The 18,780-nt window shown below is 60.8% G+C and carries 14 protein-coding genes; 11 read left to right on the top strand and 3 right to left on the bottom strand.

All coding sequences use genetic code 11. The features are described 5' to 3' along the window. Nucleotides 1-149 precede the first annotated feature (149 nt). Both WS87_RS00990 and WS87_RS00985 read right to left on the bottom strand, forming a co-directional pair. Nucleotides 150-542 (bottom strand): DUF2471 family protein, encoded by a 393-nt coding sequence (locus tag WS87_RS00990; RefSeq protein WP_107938079.1) that lies wholly within the window; start codon nucleotides 540-542, stop codon nucleotides 150-152. Between the two features lie 101 nt (nucleotides 543-643). Next, the gene (locus tag WS87_RS00985; protein ID WP_107938092.1) at nucleotides 644-943 is read right to left on the bottom strand and encodes an H-NS histone family protein; all 300 of its coding nucleotides are present in this window, start codon (nucleotides 941-943) and stop codon (nucleotides 644-646) included. 120 nt (nucleotides 944-1,063) lie between these two features. Here WS87_RS00985 and WS87_RS34120 point away from each other — a divergent pair, with 120 nt between their 5' ends. The 10 genes from WS87_RS34120 (at nucleotide 1,064) to WS87_RS33885 (ending at nucleotide 16,438) form a co-directional block, all read left to right on the top strand. Continuing rightward, nucleotides 1,064-1,312, top strand: coding sequence for a hypothetical protein (locus tag WS87_RS34120; RefSeq protein ID WP_218929477.1), 249 nt, complete (start codon nucleotides 1,064-1,066; stop codon nucleotides 1,310-1,312). A gap of 157 nt (nucleotides 1,313-1,469) precedes the next feature. Continuing rightward, a complete protein-coding gene (locus WS87_RS00980; RefSeq protein ID WP_236873161.1) occupies nucleotides 1,470-9,722 on the top strand; it encodes a two-partner secretion domain-containing protein in 8,253 nt (2,750 codons plus the stop codon). A 7-nt stretch (nucleotides 9,723-9,729) separates the two neighbouring features. After that, complete coding sequence (locus WS87_RS00975) at nucleotides 9,730-9,960, top strand: hypothetical protein (protein ID WP_107938078.1); 231 nt, start codon at nucleotides 9,730-9,732, stop codon at nucleotides 9,958-9,960. Between the two features lie 86 nt (nucleotides 9,961-10,046). Then, on the top strand, nucleotides 10,047-10,853 hold the full coding sequence (locus tag WS87_RS00970; protein ID WP_107938077.1) for a hypothetical protein: 807 nt from the start codon (nucleotides 10,047-10,049) through the stop codon (nucleotides 10,851-10,853). Between the two features lie 63 nt (nucleotides 10,854-10,916). After that, on the top strand, nucleotides 10,917-12,965 hold the full coding sequence (locus tag WS87_RS00965; protein ID WP_442861400.1) for a two-partner secretion domain-containing protein: 2,049 nt from the start codon (nucleotides 10,917-10,919) through the stop codon (nucleotides 12,963-12,965). Between the two features lie 14 nt (nucleotides 12,966-12,979). Beyond that, on the top strand, nucleotides 12,980-13,111 hold the full coding sequence (locus tag WS87_RS34445) for a hypothetical protein (RefSeq protein WP_257792231.1): 132 nt from the start codon (nucleotides 12,980-12,982) through the stop codon (nucleotides 13,109-13,111). A gap of 50 nt (nucleotides 13,112-13,161) precedes the next feature. Beyond that, a complete protein-coding gene (locus WS87_RS00960) occupies nucleotides 13,162-14,904 on the top strand; it encodes a ShlB/FhaC/HecB family hemolysin secretion/activation protein (protein WP_107938090.1) in 1,743 nt (580 codons plus the stop codon). Between the two features lie 53 nt (nucleotides 14,905-14,957). After that, a complete protein-coding gene (locus WS87_RS00955) occupies nucleotides 14,958-15,752 on the top strand; it encodes a peptidylprolyl isomerase (protein WP_236873171.1) in 795 nt (264 codons plus the stop codon). A gap of 16 nt (nucleotides 15,753-15,768) precedes the next feature. Next, nucleotides 15,769-16,188: a hypothetical protein gene (locus WS87_RS00950; RefSeq protein WP_159085626.1), complete on the top strand. Its 420-nt coding sequence runs from the start codon at nucleotides 15,769-15,771 to the stop codon at nucleotides 16,186-16,188. Further along, on the top strand, nucleotides 16,175-16,438 hold the full coding sequence (locus WS87_RS33885) for a hypothetical protein (RefSeq protein ID WP_162499715.1): 264 nt from the start codon (nucleotides 16,175-16,177) through the stop codon (nucleotides 16,436-16,438). The genes WS87_RS00950 and WS87_RS33885 overlap by 14 nt, the downstream gene beginning before the upstream one ends. Before the next feature lie 279 nt (nucleotides 16,439-16,717). Here WS87_RS33885 and WS87_RS00945 read toward each other — a convergent pair whose 3' ends face one another. Next, nucleotides 16,718-17,518 (bottom strand): EAL domain-containing protein, encoded by an 801-nt coding sequence (locus WS87_RS00945; protein WP_159085625.1) that lies wholly within the window; start codon nucleotides 17,516-17,518, stop codon nucleotides 16,718-16,720. A 529-nt stretch (nucleotides 17,519-18,047) separates the two neighbouring features. On the opposite strand from WS87_RS00945, the gene WS87_RS00940 reads away from it, so the two are divergent. Beyond that, complete coding sequence (locus WS87_RS00940; RefSeq protein ID WP_107938073.1) at nucleotides 18,048-18,731, top strand: response regulator transcription factor; 684 nt, start codon at nucleotides 18,048-18,050, stop codon at nucleotides 18,729-18,731. Nucleotides 18,732-18,780 lie beyond the last annotated feature (49 nt).

The raw sequence follows: 18,780 nt of genomic DNA, 5'->3' as shown, positions 1-18,780 counted from the left end.
TCGATCTTATATACTGAATATTGGCCACCCCAAACATAACGCGAATCTACGATTCGCGCCCTTTGCCTGCAGAAGGGTGGGGCGTCCCTTCATCCATTTTGGGGCGTGGGCATCGGTACGCAGCTCGTTGAGCCCACGGATTACGTCGCTCACGCAGCTTCCTCACTGCGCTCGAACGTGGGGGCGCCCATCAGAAGCTCGCGGACGCACTGATAGACGATCGGCAGCGATGGATCGGACTGCCCCCAGTCGATGAGACCGCTGAAATCGACGCCCGGCAGCGTCGCAGGCCCGATGCGCGGCAGCGCGTCGATGATCGCTGGATCGTTGCGGCTCTGAAATGCCAAATCAGAAAACGCCTGCTCTTCGATCTCGAGCAATAGCGGCCAGCTCAAGGCGTAAGCAAGGCCGGCGCTGATATAGCGAGCTGCGAGCGACGTCGCAATGCGTCGCAGATCTTGCGTTGCGAGCTCGAGCGCATACCCGTACCGAATCGGATCGAACTCGGCATCGTGGCAATCAACTGTCGGGGCAAGGTTCATAGTGATCGGCGAGACAAGAGAGCTGCGGCCAGCCACTCGGCAGATCGCGAGTGGCGGCTGCGCCCGGCACACTGTAAATGTATCCAGTGTTCCGCGAGAGTTCAAGACTGGGGGGCGCTTTGCTGGATTTCGAAGGGCGCACGGTCTTTGCCGTCAATCCACGCCGGCGGGCGGCCCCGACCGCTCCAGGTCGCGCCTGTTTCGGGATGGCGATACTTCGCGGGGACGCGGCCGCGCTTGCCCGTTGCGCGCGCCCCGTAGACCTCCCGGGCACTGATATCGAATTCACTGACGAGCTGGCGCACCTCCTTCAAAGCAGTCTCCCGCGCAGCCCCTTTTGCGGCGTCGATTTCCGCTTCGAGTGCAGCGCGTTTTGCAAGAAGTTCGTGGTATGTCGACATGCTTTCTCCATTCGTGGTTGGGACGTTGGTATCGACTACCTTACTGGCTCCAAACAAAAGTCAAGTTTGAGTCGATAGAACGAATCTCGGCACCTCGCAAAGGTCTCAGGTGTCGAGTGAATGGACTCACGCCACTTTGCGCGCTATGTCGCGTCGGGAAGGGCTATTGCTTCTCAAATGAAGAGTATCCGGCGAGTAGATTTTATTAATCTGAAACCGTTTTTAACCTTTCTCTTCGTTCCTGAGGCGCGCGTGCGTTCGACGTGGCTCGACACTAAACTCACGACGAGCCCTGCCCACGGTGCTCTAGCCGCGATCAACCTTCTTTTCGACAAAATCAATCTCAAAAATAATCAAGTTTTTTCATAGTTATCCGGCTGCTAATTGATTAATGTTTAATACCTCAATCAGCATGAAGGCACTTTGTAATAGCGCGACTTCGGATAGAGGGAGTCATGACAATTGTTGACCATCTTTCGGTTTTGGCTGTGCGAACATCTGCTGAAAATTCCGAGTGAGACCAACCATGCGCCGATTGATGCGCGATGTAGAGACTCGGCACGTTCAACGGGGAACGGCCAAGCAGAAGATTATCTTCGGTCAAGCTTCGCTGAAAAGCGAAGAGCATGCGCTTTGGGTCAAGGCGACCGCATGGGTCATGTCGGTCGTCATGTATATCAGCCCCGCGGTATTTCTCGCCGACCAGACTGCACATGCGGCGCCGATCACTGATCCGCGCGCCCCGATCCAGTTCCAGCCGACCATCACGCAGACCAGTGCTGGCGTGCCGGCCATCAATATCCCCGCCCCGAATTCCAATGGGATTAGCGTTGGGCAGTATCAGTCGTTCGTGATTGATTCGCGAGGCCTGGTGCTGAACAACAGCACCGTTGGTGGAACGGCTTTGCTGGGTGGTTCGTTGTCTGCGAACCCGAACCTGAACGGTCGACCAGCGTCGACCATTATCAACCAGGTCACGTCCAACAATATCGCAGTCCTGAACGGGCCGCTCGAGGTTTTCGGGTCACCCGCGACCGTGATCGTGGCGGCCCCGGGCGGGGTCAGCGTCCAAGGAATGGCGCTGACCAACATTCCCGGCCTGACGCTCACGACCGGAACGCCGCAGTTTCTCACAGGCGTCGGCGGCACGCCAACGGATTTCGCGCATGCGGGCGCCGTGGCTTACGACGTTCGCTCAGGGGCTATTTCGATTAGCGGACCTGCAGGCAACGATGGCACGCCGGGGGCGGGGATCGAGGGTACTGTCGGCAACATCGATCTGCTCGGCCAAAGCGTGACCTTGTCGGCACCCCTGCGCGCGGATCAGAGGGTCAACATCGTCACCGGTAACCAGCTCGTCACGCCGATTGCATCGGATGCGACCGGCATTTCGTACGGAACGGTCACGAACGGCACGGCCAATACGGCTGCTGCGATCGGCAAGAGTGTCGCAGTCGATGCGAGCCAATATGGTTCGGTCACCTCGGGGACCGTCTATATCGTGTCCACGGCGGCAGGCATGGGCGTGAACACGCAGGGTCCGCTGTCGGCGACGGCCGGGAACGTAATCGTCAATGCAAACGGCGACGTGGCAGTCGGACAAACGTTTGCTAATCAGAGCGTCAATCTGAGTAGTGGCGGCAACACGACGATCAGCGGCACCGGGCTGGCAAACCAGAACTATACGGTCAACGCGAACGGCGACATCAATGCGCCGGGTTCGGTGTCGGCCGGGCAGAATGTGACGATGACCGCCGGCGGAAACCTGAACGCCGCGTCTGTCGCCGCCAATGGCGCTGCCAATCTCACGGCCGGGCAGTCGATGACGATCGGTTCACTGACGGCGCACGACATTGCACTGCAGACGACGAACGGCGATCTCACGGTCGGCGGGCTGAATGCACCGGGCACGGTGTCCGCGAAGGCTGGGCGGGACCTGACCGTCAACGGCGCAGTGCAGGGCGGTAGCACGGTCGCCCTTACGGGCGCACGTAACGCGACCGTGAATGGACAGGTGTCGGGTGTCGGCGATATCACGATTGCCGCGCAGACGGGCTCGGCAACGGTGAACGGCAACGCGCTGTCGAACGGCGCGCTTTCGGTAACGGCAGGGCAGGGCGCTGCAATCGGCGGCACGGTGCAGGCGCAGGGACCGGTGACGATCGCAGCTCAAGCCGGGTCGATCACGGGGCAGGGCAATGTCACGTCGTCGCAGGGCGCCGTGAACCTGAATGCCGGGCAGGCGATTGCGCTCACTGGCGCGGTCCAGAGCGGCAGCACGGTCAATGCAACGGCGGGCACGAATGCGAGTTTCGGCGGGACGGTATCCGCGCCGGGTCCGGTAACGATTCAGGCAGGTCAGGACGCGACCATTGGCGGAAGCGTCACGAGCGGCGGCGCCCTGAGCGTGACGTCGGGCGGCAATACAAACGTGCAGGGTACGGCCGCGTCGATCGGCAACATGACGCTGGCGGCCAACAGCGGCTCGCTGACGACCGCCGGGGACGTCGTGTCGCTCGGAACGCTGAATGCGACGGGGCAGCAGGGTGTGAGCCTGGGCGGTACGGTCTATAGCAGCGGAAACGCTCAGATCGGTTCGGCGACGGGTAACGTTGCGGTGGCCGGGGCGGTATCGACCCCCGGGACGCTCAGCATCACTGCGGGGCAGGATGCGACAGTTGCCGGAACGCTTCATAGTGGCCAAACCGCGACGATCGCCGCGACGCGCGACGTGAGCTTGAACGGTGGCGTCGAAGTCGATAACGCGGGCAATGCGACCGTTACGGCCGGTCGTGATATCACTGGCTCGGGCGCCGTGAACGTCGCAAACGATACGACGCTTACTGCCGGCAATAACATCGCCATTTCCGGCGCTGTCCAGACCGGCAACAATCTGACTGCAACGGCTGGGCAAAATCTCGCCATCGGCGGCGCCACGGCCGTCGGCAACAGCGCGCTGACCGCAACCAATGGCAGCGCAACGCTGACGGGTAATGCACTGTCTGGCGGCACGACGACGATCACGGCCGGCACGGATGTGAATGCCCAAGGCAGCGTCAAGAGTCTCGGCGACCTCGCCATGACCGCGAAAAGCGGTAGCTTGACTGCGGGCGGCCCAGTATCGACTGGCGGCAGCGCGACGTTGAGCGCCGGCCAGAGCATGACGCTGAACGGTCAGACGACCGTGTCGAAGGATGCCTCGCTTACTGCAGCGAACATCACGACGCAAGGCGTCGCGGTCGGCGGCAACCTGACCGCGAATGCGAGCAACAACCTCGATACGTCTGCAGGTCAGCTCAATGCGCAGTTCGATGCGAACGCGCCAGCACTGTCGGTCGGCGGCAACGCGACGCTGTCGGGCGCGAATGTCACCACCGCGAACGCCGTAGTCGGCGGCACGACGGCGATCACAGGCACGCAGAGCGTCACGACGGGCGGCACGGCCGCGTTCAAGGGTGGCGCGACGCTGGCCGGCGGGACGGTCACAAACGTCGGCACGCAGCTCTCGGGCGGCAACCTGAGCATCTCGGGTTCCAACGTCAGTAACGCGGGTACGTTGTCGTCGCTCGCGACGACAACAGTGAACGCGGCGAACTTGATGAACAGTGGATCGATCTATGGCGCGACGGCGGGCGTGACCGTGTCGGGCACGACGACGAACTCCGGTTCGCTGCTCGCGACGAACGCGCTCAATCTGACGACGAACGCGCTGAGCAATCGCAACGGCCTCATTTTTGCGGGCGACGTCAACAACAAGACCGCGCCGACGGGTGACGTGACCGTCTCGGTAAGCGGCGGCAATGGGACGTACGACAATACGGCCGGGCAAATTCTCGCCCAGCATGACCTGACGCTGAACCTGCCGAATCAGGCATTCGATCCGTCGGCCGCGTCCGCCGGCACGATCAATCTCGGCAACGCGCTGACGATCAACGCGCAGCAGATCAATAACTCGGGCACGTGGGCGATGCCGGGCAACAGCGTTTCGATGAATGCCGCCCAAGGCATGACGAACACCGGGACGATCAGCAAGGCGGGCGACATCACGCTGTCGACCAATGGCACGTTCACCAACAGCGGGACGATCTCGTCGGGCAACAACGTGAACCTGTCGGGCACGATCGTCAACCAGTCCGGCGGCACGATCACGGCAAACCAGGACGTCAACCTCGCGGGCGTCGTGACCAATGCGGGAACGGTCAGCGCCGTGCGCGACGTCAATCTGTCGGGAAGCAGCTACGACAACACAGGGGCATTGACGAAGGCGGGGCGCGACGTGAATGCGTCGTTGTCAGGCGACCTCGTGAACGTCGGTGGCACGATCTCCGCGCAGAACAACGTGACCATCAACGCGGCGAACGTCAATAACAGCCGTGCGGGCGGTAACTCGACCAGTACTACGACGACCTCGACCGATATCAACACGGCCGGCCTGGGCCGTGAGCTGCTCGCGTCACCGATGGGAACCGAAACGCTTAGCGTGACGTACGAGAACGTCACAAGCGGATTGGTTTCGACCGACTCGGCGACGATCACCGCTCGCGTCGGCGATCTGCAGCCGGCGAGCGCAACGTCGATGAGTGCTCCGGACATCAGTGGCGGCACGTTGTATGGGGTCGCGTTGCCGACTGTGACCCGGACCACGACCACGACGCAAGCCAGCGGTGCGGCCGGCGTGATTGCCGCCGGTAACGATCTCGCGATCAGCACCGGCACGCTGAACAATCATGGCAGCACGATTTCGGCCGGCCATAATGCGACGTTGAACGTGGCGGCGCTGGACAACGGCGGTGATGCGAAGGTGACGACGATCACTGACAGCATCGATTCGGCATCCTACACGGCGTTCCTGACGCAGTTGAAGAATGCGTATGCGGCGGGCAATCTCGTCGTACTGCCGGGTGGAACTTTCACGGCCACGGCGAACATCACGCCGGGTCAGGTTAGCGCGCCTGCCTTGCAGACGTCGACGATCACGTCCTATACAAGTCAGGATGCCGGCCAGATTATCGCCGGCAATAATCTCAACCTGAACGGGACGGGTTCCAGCCTGACGAACGCGGGCAACCTGTACGCTGGCCAGGATCTGACGATCCACGCCAACGCGTTCACGAATCAGGGCTATCACACCAGCAATCTCACGTCGACGGTAGGCTGTGCTGCGGGCGTCGCCGACTCCCAATGCGGCAACAAGTACATCACACAAGCATTCCCGTCGAGCTTTGGTTACAACCGGCCAGGGCAGGCGTTTACCGACGCAATGCCGTTCATGCTGCTGACTTATCACAGTCAGTCGACAGTCGGCTTCTCGTATGGCCCGAACAATGATTCGATCGGGATCTATGGCGACCAGATTTCAACGCAGTCCTACAGCTACACGCAGACCAACAACACCGTCTTTGCCGGTCGCGATCTGACCATTGCTGCGCCGACGGTTTCGAACAACTACGGCAATTTGCTGGCCGGTCGCGACGTGGTGATCGGCGGAGCGGGCACGAGCCGAGACAACACGGATCCGACCAACCCGCAAACCACTCTCACGCAGGGTGCCAGCGTCACGAATTCCTCGGGGAACATTCAGGCCGGTCGCGACATCGCGATGAGCACTGCATCGCTGACGAATACGCTGGCAGCACCGCAACAGGTTTATCAGAACTACGGCACAACGGCACGCTACGGCTGTAGCGGCGCATTTCAACACTACTGCGATGCCTTCGTCGACATGCAGTCGGGCGATGCGTCGACCATCTCCGCTAACCGGAACCTGTTTATCGGTGCGGGCAGCGTCACGAATACGGGCAGCTTGATCACGGCCGGTGGCCAGGCTACGGTCACCGCGACATCGACGGTCACGAACCAAGACCAGACGCTGAACGCGTACTGGCATGACGGCTTCTATGGCGGTATCGTCGGCGGTTCGCCGCCTCCGGACAACTTCGGATGCGGGGGCGCGGGTACGTGCTCCACGCTGTTCGGCAGTGCATACCAGGCTGGCGCAGGGATTCAACCGCCGACGCCGTACAAGAGCCTGCCCGGCACGATCCAGGCACCGTCGCTGACGGTGACGGCGGGAGGTGCGGTGCAGAACTCCGGCAACGTGATGGGGCAACAAGTCTCCGTGACCGGGGCGACGCTCGTGAACGGCCTCACGTCGCCCAACGTCTATACGCCGCAGCCGACCGCGTCGCAGCAAGTGATCCCGCTCGGGCCGGTCGGCGTGCCGGCGAGCGCGAGCACCGCGCAGAACGGCGCAAATGCCGTTGCGAACTCACTGATCCAGTCGTCGGTCGTGGCCGGTGCAGTATCGAATGGTCCGTCCACGGCGATCACCACCCAAAACGTCGGCACGCCGAATAACCCGGCGGTGCCCACCGCCACCACGCCGCAGGGCAGCACCGTCCAGACCATTGCGACGGGGAATTCGAACCCGACCTATCTGATCAACAACCCGGCATCGCAGGTAATTGGCGGTGTCGGGCCCTCCGACCTGATCGCGAACTTGCCGGCCAATCTGCGGCCCGGTTCGACGCTGTTTTACTACGACCCGTTCAGCGAAAACCAGCTGCTCCAGCAGGCCGCGCTTGCTCAGACGGGTACGGCGAGCTTCATCAACGGGCTGAAGTACGACAACCAGAATCAGAAGTCGGTCACGGATCAGGAAAAGTCCGTGCTGTACGGTAACGCGATCGCATATGCGAAGGCGAACAACATCGCGCTCGGCACGGCGCTCTCGTCGCAGCAGATCGCGTCGCTCGATGCGCCGATGCTCTGGTACGTCGAGGAGACCGTGCCGGAGCCGGGCTGCACGGCGACGGGTGTGGCGAGTTGCCCGACCGTGACCGCGCTGATGCCGCAGGTCTATCTGCCGCAGAACTACGCGGTGGTCCAGCACGACGGTACGATCACCGGCCAGGACGTGTCGCTGGTCGCGACGAACAAGGGTTCGATTACCAACACGGGCACTATTACCGCGACCGGCACGTTGTCGATCGACGCGGGGACGGTGACGAATCAGCAGCGCTCTACCGACGTCGGCACGATCTATACGTATATGCCGGACGTGATGGGGCTGCTGACGACGACCGGAACCGTCGCGCAGCAAGGCGGCTTCATGTCGGCCGCCAACTACAACCTGAACGTCGATCGCCTGAATCAGGTAGGTGGTGCGCTTCAGAAGCTGGATCCGAACGGGCAGGTCAACGCGAGTGCGACGGCTGATCAGCTCGCGGCACTGAAGAGCCAGCTCGGCGGGAATTTCACGCAGAGCACGGTCAGCGACAACCTGCACACGAGCTTCCAATCGCTGGCGGATAGTCCGGGTCTGTTCGAGCAGATCGGGATGGCGGTGACAGCAGTGGTTGCGTCGTTCATCACGGCGGGTGCGGCAAGCGCGTTCATGGCAGCCGGCGGTGTCGTAGCGGCCGGAACAGTTGGCAGCTCGATGGTCTCGGCGGGCGTGGGTGGTTTCAGTGCCAGCGCGATTTCGCAGGCAAGTACCGGCCAGTTCAGTCTGACCGCAGCTCTCGAGGGCGGTGCGACGGCAGCCATCACCGCCGGTCTGACGAACGGCATCACGTATTCGCCGACAGATGGCGTGGGCTGGGCGGGTCTCAGCGCGCCGATCGGCGACAACAGCCTTTCCGCGCTCGCGGGCGTGAAGAATGTGGGCGGTGCGATCGTTCCGCAGGCTGGTGCATCGACAGCCACATCGCTCGGCCAAACGGTGCTCGCATTGGGCGCCGAGGCGACGATCCAGGCGGGCGTGCAGACGGCGATCCAGGGCGGCAGCTTCATGACCGCGCTGAAGAACAACGTCGTCACCGACATCGCTGCAGTGGGCGCGAACGCGATCGGTACGGCTGGCCAAAACCCGGATTCCATATTCTCACAGGGTTCCATCGGCTACGACCTTGCACACGCTGCACTCGGCTGCGCTGGTTCTGCGGCGCTAGGCACTGGCTGCGCAGGAGGTGCGCTGGGCGGTCTCGCAAGCGCGGTGGTGTCGCCGTTGGTGATCGGACAAATCGATCCGACTGGTGCGCCGCTTGATGCGGGACAAACTGCGGCGGTAGCGGCGATTGCAACCATTGCGGGAGGCGGGCTTGCTACTTTACTCGGTCAAAACGTTACGGGCGGCATCACAGCTGCGCAGAATGAAGCGCTGAACAATGCGACAAAGGATGTCGGTCCGAAAAATGACATGCTTGCGAAAGTATGTGCCGCAACCAATCCGGCCTGTAGCGATCAGATCATCCAGACGTTAAACAATGCACAGCTGCGAAACAGTGAAGCTGCCCTGCAAAATATGAGCACGGCAGCGCCGTATGTGGCGGGTGCGCTCGGTGTAGGATTGCTTGGCCCAGAAGCGATTGTGGCAGCAGTGACGGCCGGCGCCTTCGATTATGAGGGCGATTACGTCAGCTATAAATCCGGATTGTCAACAGACCAGCCCAATTTCACGAAGTCGTACATCACCGGTGTCATTGGTGGACTTTCATATCCATTTGCAATTGCAGATTCAGCAATTGCAAAGATGGGTACGGCGGGCAAAGTTGTTGCGAACGGCTACAATGCAATGGTCGCTGGAACCGCAGCGTTTGGATCGGCCGCAATTACGCATCAAGCTAGCCCAGACGCTTCGGCGGGGTTTAGCGCGGGCGCGGCCGGATTCGGAGGCCTTGCCAAAGCACTATTTCCCGGAGCGGTTGGGAATTACCTGAATAATATAATTCAGGGCCTGTCGGGTCCTTTCCAAAATGCCGTAATGCCTGGAAATTAATGTCATCATGAACGACAAAAATGACCAAAGGAAGCTTGTCAAGCGAGCAATTGTCGCCTACTCTGGCGCAATCGGGATGGTCGCATTCTCAGCCGCCATATCGCTAAGCCACAAGGCAGGTCTGAGGCCGCTCTTGATATTGTTGCCATTGTTTATTCTTGTATTCGGCGGAATCACCTATCAATTTGCGAAAGAATGGCTGAGTATCAAGAGAGGTGATAGGCGAGATCGAGCGTGATTGGGTTATTGTATAGTCAATTATCCAATGCAACATTGCTCGGTCTACGGAATGCACGGTGAATTTCTGAATGGTGTCTGTAAAGTATGAACATCAAATTGATTCAAATTTTCAGCGCGGCGATCGGAGCGTTAATACTATCTGCTTGCGCCACACCACCAAGCGCGACATATGATACGGCAGATATGATGGCTATCAAGACCATTGCCGTCGCGATGCCGAAACCAACATCGTATTTTGCGGTGAGCTTGAGTGGACCGATTTTTGTTCCTATCCCTGGTGCGAGCCTGGCCATTTCGGCGTTTAGCGGTGCGCTTGCAGGAACGCTTGGTCGTGCGGCGACTCGAGCGAACGACGAGTTCAACGAACTTGTCCAGCAGAAACTCGGGGACACCGGGCTGAACCGAAAATTTGTCGACGCTCTAGAGGCAGTCCTGCGCGAGCAAGGCTATGCAGTGAAGGAAGTCGAACTCGGGCGGGACGGCGCGCCGGTGCTGACGTGGGACAAGAAAAACGGTCCTCTTCTGACGGGTGGGCCGTACCTAGGCGCCGATGCGCTGCTGATCGCCCCGGTGCAGACAGGATACCTATCGAAGCAGCTTGGGCATCCCTATCTGCGCTTTGCGAAGACGGAAGTCAGAATATTCAAGGCGGACACGCTGAAGAGCATTTTCGCTGACGATCTGACGCACAAAACGGAGTCCGCTTTTCAACAGGGCGGCATTCCCTACAGTTACAACTGGTACTCGGCCGTCAAGGATGATTTGCCACACGCTATTCAAGGCGTGAATGAGGCGCTGATGAATCTCGTGCCGCAGTTCAAGGCTGATCTGTTGGCGAGTCGCGGGGAAGCGTCCCTGGCGGGTGCCGCAGGTGTCAAGAACACCAACTAGCCTCATCGAGAGGCGGGGCGCAAATTGATCCGCAAGCACCCAATGCACAAACTGCAGACAAATATGACGCGTAAGCGCGAGTGTTACTTATTGCCCGTTGTTGTAGCGACTGCGTGGTGCACGCTGGCGCCGGGTGTCTACGCTGCCGGCATCGTTCCAGATGGCGGCACTGCAACGACCGTCTCCACTGGCACCGGAGGCAGGCAAACCGTCAACATTGCTCCCACCATCGGTGGCGTCTCGAACAACACGTACTCGTCGTTCAACGTCTCGAAAGCCGGCGCCGACCTGAACAACGTCGGCATCAACGCGCGCACGATCGTCAACCAGGTCACGAGCACGAATCCGTCCCTGATCCAGGGCAACATCAACGTCCTCGGCCCGCGAGCAAATGTGATCCTTGCGAATCCGAACGGAGTCACGGTCGACGGCGGGAGTTTCACAAACACCGGTCACGTCGTGCTGTCGACCGGGCAGGTGAGTTTCAACGACCTGACGCTCGCGCCCGGAGTCGTGCAACGCAACGTGGTCGTCACCACAGATCGCGGCGCGATCACGATTGGTCCTGGCGGCTTGTCCGGTACGCTGGTGAACCTCGATCTGATCGCCAAGCAGTTGAGCATCAACGGTCCGGTCACCAACGATTTCACCAGCTCGACGAGCGGAATCCGTGCGATCGCCGGAGACAGCACAGCGACTTACGACACCAGCTTTTCCCCGTCCGACAATGGCCACGACTGGCTGATCGGTACGACGTCGCCTGGTACGAAAAGCAACGCCGTTGCCGTCGATATCACGGCCGCTGGTGGTTTGACCGCCGGCCGCGTCCAGCTGATCGTCACCGACCAGGGCGCGGGCGTGCACAGCCTCGGCAAGATCTACGCGAACGCCGGCGACGTCGTCGTCACGGCAAACGGAGACATCGCAATCGCGGACGGTTCACTGAAGGCCGAGCGCGACGTTGGGCTTACGACATCCGGTACCGTGTCGCTGCAAGGCACGCAGGTAACGGCTGCGAACAACGTAAACGTCCAGGCCGGCAACATCGCGCTGTCTGACGACGCCACAGGCGCCACGACCGTGAGCGCGGGCAACACGGTCTATCTGACGAGCACCGGCGCGATCGCCAACACCGATAGCCTGATTCAGGCGGGCACCACGGCGAGCGACGGCACCACGACCGGCGGCGATGTGGTTCTCAATGCCGCAGGCGACATCACGAACCGCTCGAGCGCGAACAACCTCGGGATCATGTTCGCTGCCAATGGCCAGACAAAACTGACCGCCGGCGGCAACATCATCAACGACAACGCCCGCATCCTGTCGAATGGCGCAGTGAGCCTCACCGCAGCCGGGGATGTGCAGAACATCATCGACCATACGGGCGGCACGAACGGCGGCCAGCCCACCGCTTACTCCGATCGCGGCGGCAGCTTCCTGTTCTTCACGCATACGACGAGTGGCTTCAACGTCGACTATGGCACGGTCGGCAACCCCGACCAGCTCGCCTATATCGCCGCCGTTCACGGCCCGGTAACGATCACGGGCCGCAACTTCACGAATTCCGGCGGGATCGTTCAATCCAACGATGGTGACGTCAACATCACCGCGCAGAACGCCTTTACCAACGCGGCGGTCTTCACGGGCCAGGCGAGCTATACGCGAAGCTGCTGGATCTTCTGTCACGCCGATGCATCGAGCAACGTCACGCCGTACGGCGGCACGATCCAGGCGGGCGGCAACATCGGCATCAAGGCCGGCACGGTCGCCCGCAACATCGGCGGCAATGTCTTCGCGACCGGAGACATCAAGGTCGACGCGCCGATCACGTATGCGCAAGGCGTGACCGGCTACTCGGCAATCAATCAGCACCGCGGCTTCAAGGCGTTCTTCGGCAGCACGTGGGCGCAGATCATCGCGATGGATGTTGGCGGCGGCTTCACCGCGAACGGCAGCGTGACGTTGACAGGCGACGGCGTGATTGACGGCGGCTCGTTCAGCGGCGGGAAGGGCGTCACAGCTGCCGGCGGCGTCACGACGGTACGCGCCCCCTCCCGCACGCCCGTCCAGATCGACCAGCATCTGGGCCTGACGACGTGGTGGTGGCGATGAGGTTCGGTCCCGCCATGATCATGCTGTTGTCGATCTCCGCCGCGTTGCTGACGACGCTGATTATTGTGCTTGAGACGGCGCCGCCGCCGTCTGTCAAGACCGTGGCGCCGGCCGGCGCACCTCACCACGCTCGCGAAGAAAAATGATGCCGAATTCGTTCAAGCGGTGGCTGGGTGCGCTTCCGGCTGTCGCGGTCATGCACACGCCCGTATTCGCCCAGACACCTCCAGCGCCGACCGCGCGCCCGGTGCAGGATCCGGCGCAACTGATCATCGAGCAGCAACGCGAGCAGGCCCGGCAACGGCAGCTCGAGCAACCGCCGGCCTCGATCACGATCGCGCCGACGCCGGAGACGACCCTCGATATTCCGGTGGATACGCCGGTCGATGCCATCGTCGAAACAGGTCCGACCTTTGCGGTCAAGCAGATCGCCTTGCAGGCTCCTGACGGAAAGCCGTTCGAGCCGCCTCGCGGGATCTCGGCTAAGCAGCTCGACACGATCGTTGAGCCATTCGCGAATCACGAGCTCGGCTCACACCGCATCAATGTGCTGCTGAAACGCATCACGGACGTATTCGTCGAACACGGCCTCGTGACGACGCGTGCGCTGCTCGGCCCGCAAAACCTCGCGACCGGTGCGCTGAAGATCACGATTCAGGTCGGCACAATCGAAGCCTTCACGGTCAATGGCAAGCCGATTCGTAGGCTCAAGGCGGGAGAGGCTTCGGCCGGCGGCGGCTGGGTCACGGACGCCGGTTACGAGAACGCGTTTCCGACTGCGTCCGGCAAGCCGCTGCGCTTGTCCGACATCGACCAGGGCGTCGCGCAGATCAATCGCCTGCGCCGCAACCAAGCGACGGTCCAGATCCTGCCCGGGCAAGCTCCCGGCGAATCGATCGTCGACATCGGCAACAAGCCGGGCGATCGCCTTTACTACACATTGGGCGTCGACAACTACGGCAGCTCGGCGACCGGCGTCACGCGCTATCGGGCCGGTGTCGAGGCCGACAACCTGCTTGGCCTGCAGGAATCGCTGAGCGTGAGTTTCCTCGACAGCCTGGACAGCAATGCGATCGTCGGCTCGTTCGCAATCCCGTTCGGCCGCCATACGTTCAGCTATACGATCTCCGATTCGGAATACCAGCAGGTAATCGGCACGACCGCGCTCGAGTACGGTCGTTCGCTGTCGCATATCTTCGGCTGGAACTACTTGGTCAGTCGCAGCGTCAGTGACATCACCAGCGTGGACGCCACGGTATCGTGGCGGCGCACGGACCGCGAGATCAACGGCATCGATCTCGATCCGCAGCGCGTCGCGGTGTTGCGGCTGGCCGGCAACTGGCTGCACAAATTCGTGATGAACGACGCACAGGGCAATTTCACGGCCAACGCCGGCCTGTCGCAGGGCTTGCCGTGGTTCGGCGCGAACCACGATCCGCATGGCATCACGCGCGAAGACGCGCACAGCCAGTTCACGAAGGTCGATGCGACGGTGGCGTTCACGCTCCCCTTGCCGAAGCTCGGCCCGGCGATGCTCGCCTATTGCGGTACGGTGGGCGGTCAATACACGAACGTCGCATTGTTCGGCTCGGAACAGTTGTACCTGGGCGGCATGGACACGATCCGAGGTTTCCGTTCAGGCGAGATCGCGGGCGACCGTGGTTTCTACTCGCGCAACGAACTTGCATGGGTGAACGCGCCGGCCTGGAAGGACGGTCGAATCGAACCCTATGTATTCGTCGACGCAGGCAAGGCGAACCTGGTCGCGGCCCCCGGCTTTCCGACGCTCGCCGGCGCGGGGGCCGGGCTGCGTGCGCAATGGCAATGGCACAAACAGATGCTATCGGGCGAACTGTTGGTCGGGCGTGCGCTGACGCAGCCGGCAGCACTGGGCCCGAAAGCGACCCTTGTACTTGGAACTTTGAATTGGAATCTTTGATGAACATCCCGCACTGGAAGTCTTTTATCGCCTCATCCGCGCTCTATCTGGGCATGGCCTGCGTCGCGCAGGCGCAAACGCCGGCTTCGTCGGCGCTACCGACGGGCACTGTGGCCACCGTCAACGGCACTGCGATCACGCAGGCGGAAGTCGATGCAGTATTGCGGGCGTCGCGGCAGCCGGATACGCCGCAGGTACGCCTGGCGATCAAGAATCAGCTGATTACGCGCGTGCTGATCCAGCAGGCGGCGGAGAAAGCAAACTACGGCAGCAAGCCGGAAGTGCAGGCGGCCATGCAGGTGGCGAAGGCGAACGCCGAGACCCAGCTTTATCTGAAGGACAATGTGAAGCCATCGCCGGTGACGGACGCGCAGATCAAGGCGCGATATGACGAGATCGTGGCGTCGCTCGGCAAGGACGAATACAAGCCGCGCCTGATCGTGGTCAAGGATGTCGCGACGGCCGCGACGGTGCTGAGCGAGCTGAAGACAGGCAAACCGTTCGACGGGCTCGCGCGGCAATACAGCATCGCGCCGAGTCGCGACACCGGCGGAGAGCTGCCGTGGGTGAGCTTCAAGACGCCGGCAACGGAAGGCAAGACGTCCGGCTTGCCGGTAGCGATCGCGCAGGCGCTCGAAAAGCTGCCGGTCGGCGCGGTCACCCCCGAGTCGGTCCCGGTCGACGGCGCACGCGCAATCGTGAAGCTCGACGCGAAGCGGCCGACGCAGGTACCGGCCTTCAACCAGGCGCAAGCGACGATCCGCCAGCAGCTTGAGGCACTCGCGCTGGAAAAAGCGAGCGCGCAGTTCGTCGGCGGCCTGTTGAAGAACGCGACCATCCAGCAATGATCGCAAGGAGTTTTGCATGGCAACCCATATGCCCCACGATGCGCACATTTCACCGGAGCAGATGTCGCCGCTTGTTCAGGCATTCCTGGGCGAGATAGGCCGCAGCGATGTATCGGACACCGCTTTCAAACTGGCGCTGCTGATGGTGCCGATGCTCAGCTTCGGATCGTGGCAGACCGTGCTCCTGCGGGCAGTCGCGAAACGTGCGGGCATTTCCCGGGCAGATGCCTATGTCGCAGTCGACGAACTGATCAGCGCTGGCGTGCTCGAGCGACGTTTGTCGGGACTTGCCGCTCGCAAAATGCAGGCGTTTCGACTATGTGAGCGATTTCAGGCCGCCAATTCAAACCTGCCGCTGTCCAACCGTCTACGAGAACGCCGGTCGGAATCGTGCGCATCCTCCCTCGGCATGGAATGCGTGCGTGAGTATGATTGAACATCGCTGGAGGGCACCTTGGTGGGGCGGGCAATCGCCGAAGCGGGCGGGCGTGTTCTGGCTCGACAGCCGGCAACGGGCATGGCTGAGCCGTCTGCGCGCGGCATGGGGCGATGAGGCGGTGATCCAGATCTACGGCGGGTGGGTGCGACTGCGTGCCGATGGGTGCGACTGGCGCTTTGCCAGTAAGGACGAACTCCGTTCCGCGACGTTGCGCCGTCAGCGTCAAAGCCAATCAGCAACATATTGATTGGAAAGCACATTATTTAGGGGCGGACCGCAAAGCCTTGTCGCGCCTAGAAGGCTCTACGCCTGTAAAACGCACCAAAATCAAGGGGACCCCTGCCTGCGATCAAATCGGCAGCATGATTGCCTCGGACGCTCCACTTAAAAATCTCAGAAAACTGTCCGAACGAGCGAGGCCACCTCTGATCGCCGCCAGGGCCACTTTCGCTTTGACCGCCGCTGAGTGCGTCCGTGGGGTTCTCTTCGTCATCTTTTCGGTTCCTTTGCCTGCAGTACCGCTAGCTCAGGCCCCGAACATTCCACTTACCGTAGTGATGCCGTATGCCTGGTTCACGTGACTGATCCAGTGCGCGAATTGGCCGGCGGGCAAGGGCGGGCAAATGAAGAATCCCTGCACCGCATCGACACCGCACGTGCGCGCGAACGCCATGTCCTCTGCGGTTTCAATTCCTTCCAGCACTGAGTGAATCCCCAAATTGTTCGCGAGAGCGGCGCAGGCCTGAATGATCTTTCGCGCGTCCACGCACGTGCGAGCCTGCACCGTGAGGGCACGATCGAGCTTCATTTCGTTGACGTGAAGACGCGCGAGCCGGACCAGAGATGAATACCCCTGCCCGAAATCGTCCACGGAAATATTCAAACCGTACGCCTTGAGATGTGTCACGCATTCGACGAAGCGATCGAATTCGCGATCAAGGACAACGTCCGACTCCGTGATTTCAATCGTGACTGACCGCGGGCTCTGCATGCCAAGCGCACGCATCAGCTGTTCAGGCAGTGTGCTATCGAGTAGCGCCCGTGCCGACAGATTGATTGCCAACTGCACATCCTTCGGTATCAATTCAGCCACATGGCCGTGATGAATGTGCTCCAACAGACTCGTGATAAGTGTTCCTTCCAGTTGCAATTGGGTAATCATCGGAATGAATTCGTCAGGCGGAATCGCATTCCAACGCGCCAGCGCCTCGATGCCATGAAGCCGTCCCGTCTTGCTGTCAACGATAGGTTGAAACCAGGGCACGATTTGGTGACGTATCACCGCCTCACATACGGTGGATTGTGCAATTGTCTGGTGATGGTGCATTGGAAGGTCTCGCGCATCCATATTTCTTGGGGGGAAACCCTATTGTGGTTGGTACGACGGAGAAGTCGACCTCAACGTCTTCTTCGCATTGCCTGAAGGTTGTTGTTGTAAGCGTGTCAGATTTGCGAGCGGCTGGTGTCAACGTTTGTTACAAGCGAATCCGGCCTGCATCTAGGAGCACGTCGTGGAGCAACGTTTCCCTTCGAGAGCGGATTTTTACAATCGTTTTAAATCTTCCCTGGCCACTGGAGCAACATCTTACCCACCCGGAAAACGGTGCCATCTACCCGTCCGGCAGAGCCCGTTTTCAGGGCAAAAAATGGCCAACGAGGAGTCGCGAAATTGCTCAGTTAGCGAGGATGCGTTCGATTGTTAAATCGCGGGGATTCCACACGGAATTTTTCGCAAGCCGACCACGGTGAGCGGCGCGACGGTCTCTATCCGAACAATCATGTCGGTTGCGACGTGGCTCAAGAAATTCTTCTGGCAATAGCGCGATGTCATGTCGTCACGGTGTCGGGGAAATTAAGTGAGAATTGCGATAGTTGAGGATGACGGCGTGTATGCGATGCACGTCAGTGCGATATTGAAGCGCGCGGGGCATTCGGTGACTGTATTCGATTGCGGGTCCGTGGCGATGCGCACCCTTCAGACAGATCCACCGGATGCGGTGATTCTGGATCTGAAACTTCCAGACATCGACGGCTTGCGCATCCTGGAATGGATTAAAAAAAATAGCTACCGGCTTCCGGTGATCGTGCTGAGTAATGCAATCATGGAGTCCGAGGTCGTTGGTGCGCTGAATGCTGGCGCAGATGACTACATCACGAAGCCAGCTCGCGAACTCGAACTCGTTGCAAGAGTGCAGGCGGTGACGAGGCGGGCTGCGGCGGAAGCATCGGAATCCATCGAGGTTGGAGAATATGTGCTCGCCACTTCGAAGAAGACCGTGTACTTTCGCGGAAGTGAATTCGAACTGCCGCGAATCGAATACGAAATCATGGAGCTCCTGGCCAAGAACATTGGCTGCATCGTATCGCGGGAGATGTTAGTCAACCGGATCTGGGGGAAGGTGATCGATCAGTCTACCTCGAGGTCGCTCGATACACATATTTATCGCTTGCGGCGCAGGTTGGGTTTTCAGGTGGATGGCGGGGTTGCACTGCGGGCTATCTATACGGTCGGGTATCGCCTCGAGTACTGCGGAAAATAACGCCGTTCATCGCGCGCGCGAGCTGCTGACGCGATCGACTCTGGAATTC

The organism is Burkholderia sp. MSMB0856 (assembly GCF_001524645.2).
Taxonomy (GTDB): Bacteria; Pseudomonadota; Gammaproteobacteria; order Burkholderiales; family Burkholderiaceae; genus Burkholderia; species Burkholderia diffusa.
The sequence above is the reverse complement of the archived record's forward strand: the minus strand, read 5'-3'. Positions and strand labels throughout refer to the sequence as shown.

What these genes read in the sequence shown, in the direction of transcription:
- WS87_RS00970 (WP_107938077.1), top strand. Translation starts at nt 10,047, where the DNA reads ATGAACATCAAATTGATTCAAATTTTCAGCGCGGCGATCGGAGCGTTA.
- WS87_RS00950 (WP_159085626.1), top strand. Translation starts at nt 15,769, where the DNA reads ATGGCAACCCATATGCCCCACGATGCGCACATTTCACCGGAGCAGATG.
- WS87_RS00985 (WP_107938092.1), bottom strand. Translation starts at nt 943, where the DNA reads ATGTCGACATACCACGAACTTCTTGCAAAACGCGCTGCACTCGAAGCG.
- WS87_RS00975 (WP_107938078.1), top strand. Translation starts at nt 9,730, where the DNA reads ATGAACGACAAAAATGACCAAAGGAAGCTTGTCAAGCGAGCAATTGTC.
- WS87_RS00945 (WP_159085625.1), bottom strand. Translation starts at nt 17,518, where the DNA reads ATGCACCATCACCAGACAATTGCACAATCCACCGTATGTGAGGCGGTG.
- WS87_RS00955 (WP_236873171.1), top strand. Translation starts at nt 14,958, where the DNA reads ATGGCCTGCGTCGCGCAGGCGCAAACGCCGGCTTCGTCGGCGCTACCG.
- WS87_RS00965 (WP_442861400.1), top strand. Translation starts at nt 10,917, where the DNA reads ATGACGCGTAAGCGCGAGTGTTACTTATTGCCCGTTGTTGTAGCGACT.
- WS87_RS34445 (WP_257792231.1), top strand. Translation starts at nt 12,980, where the DNA reads ATGATCATGCTGTTGTCGATCTCCGCCGCGTTGCTGACGACGCTGATT.
- WS87_RS00990 (WP_107938079.1), bottom strand. Translation starts at nt 542, where the DNA reads ATGAACCTTGCCCCGACAGTTGATTGCCACGATGCCGAGTTCGATCCG.
- WS87_RS00960 (WP_107938090.1), top strand. Translation starts at nt 13,162, where the DNA reads ATGCACACGCCCGTATTCGCCCAGACACCTCCAGCGCCGACCGCGCGC.
- WS87_RS34120 (WP_218929477.1), top strand. Translation starts at nt 1,064, where the DNA reads ATGGACTCACGCCACTTTGCGCGCTATGTCGCGTCGGGAAGGGCTATT.
- WS87_RS00980 (WP_236873161.1), top strand. Translation starts at nt 1,470, where the DNA reads ATGCGCCGATTGATGCGCGATGTAGAGACTCGGCACGTTCAACGGGGA.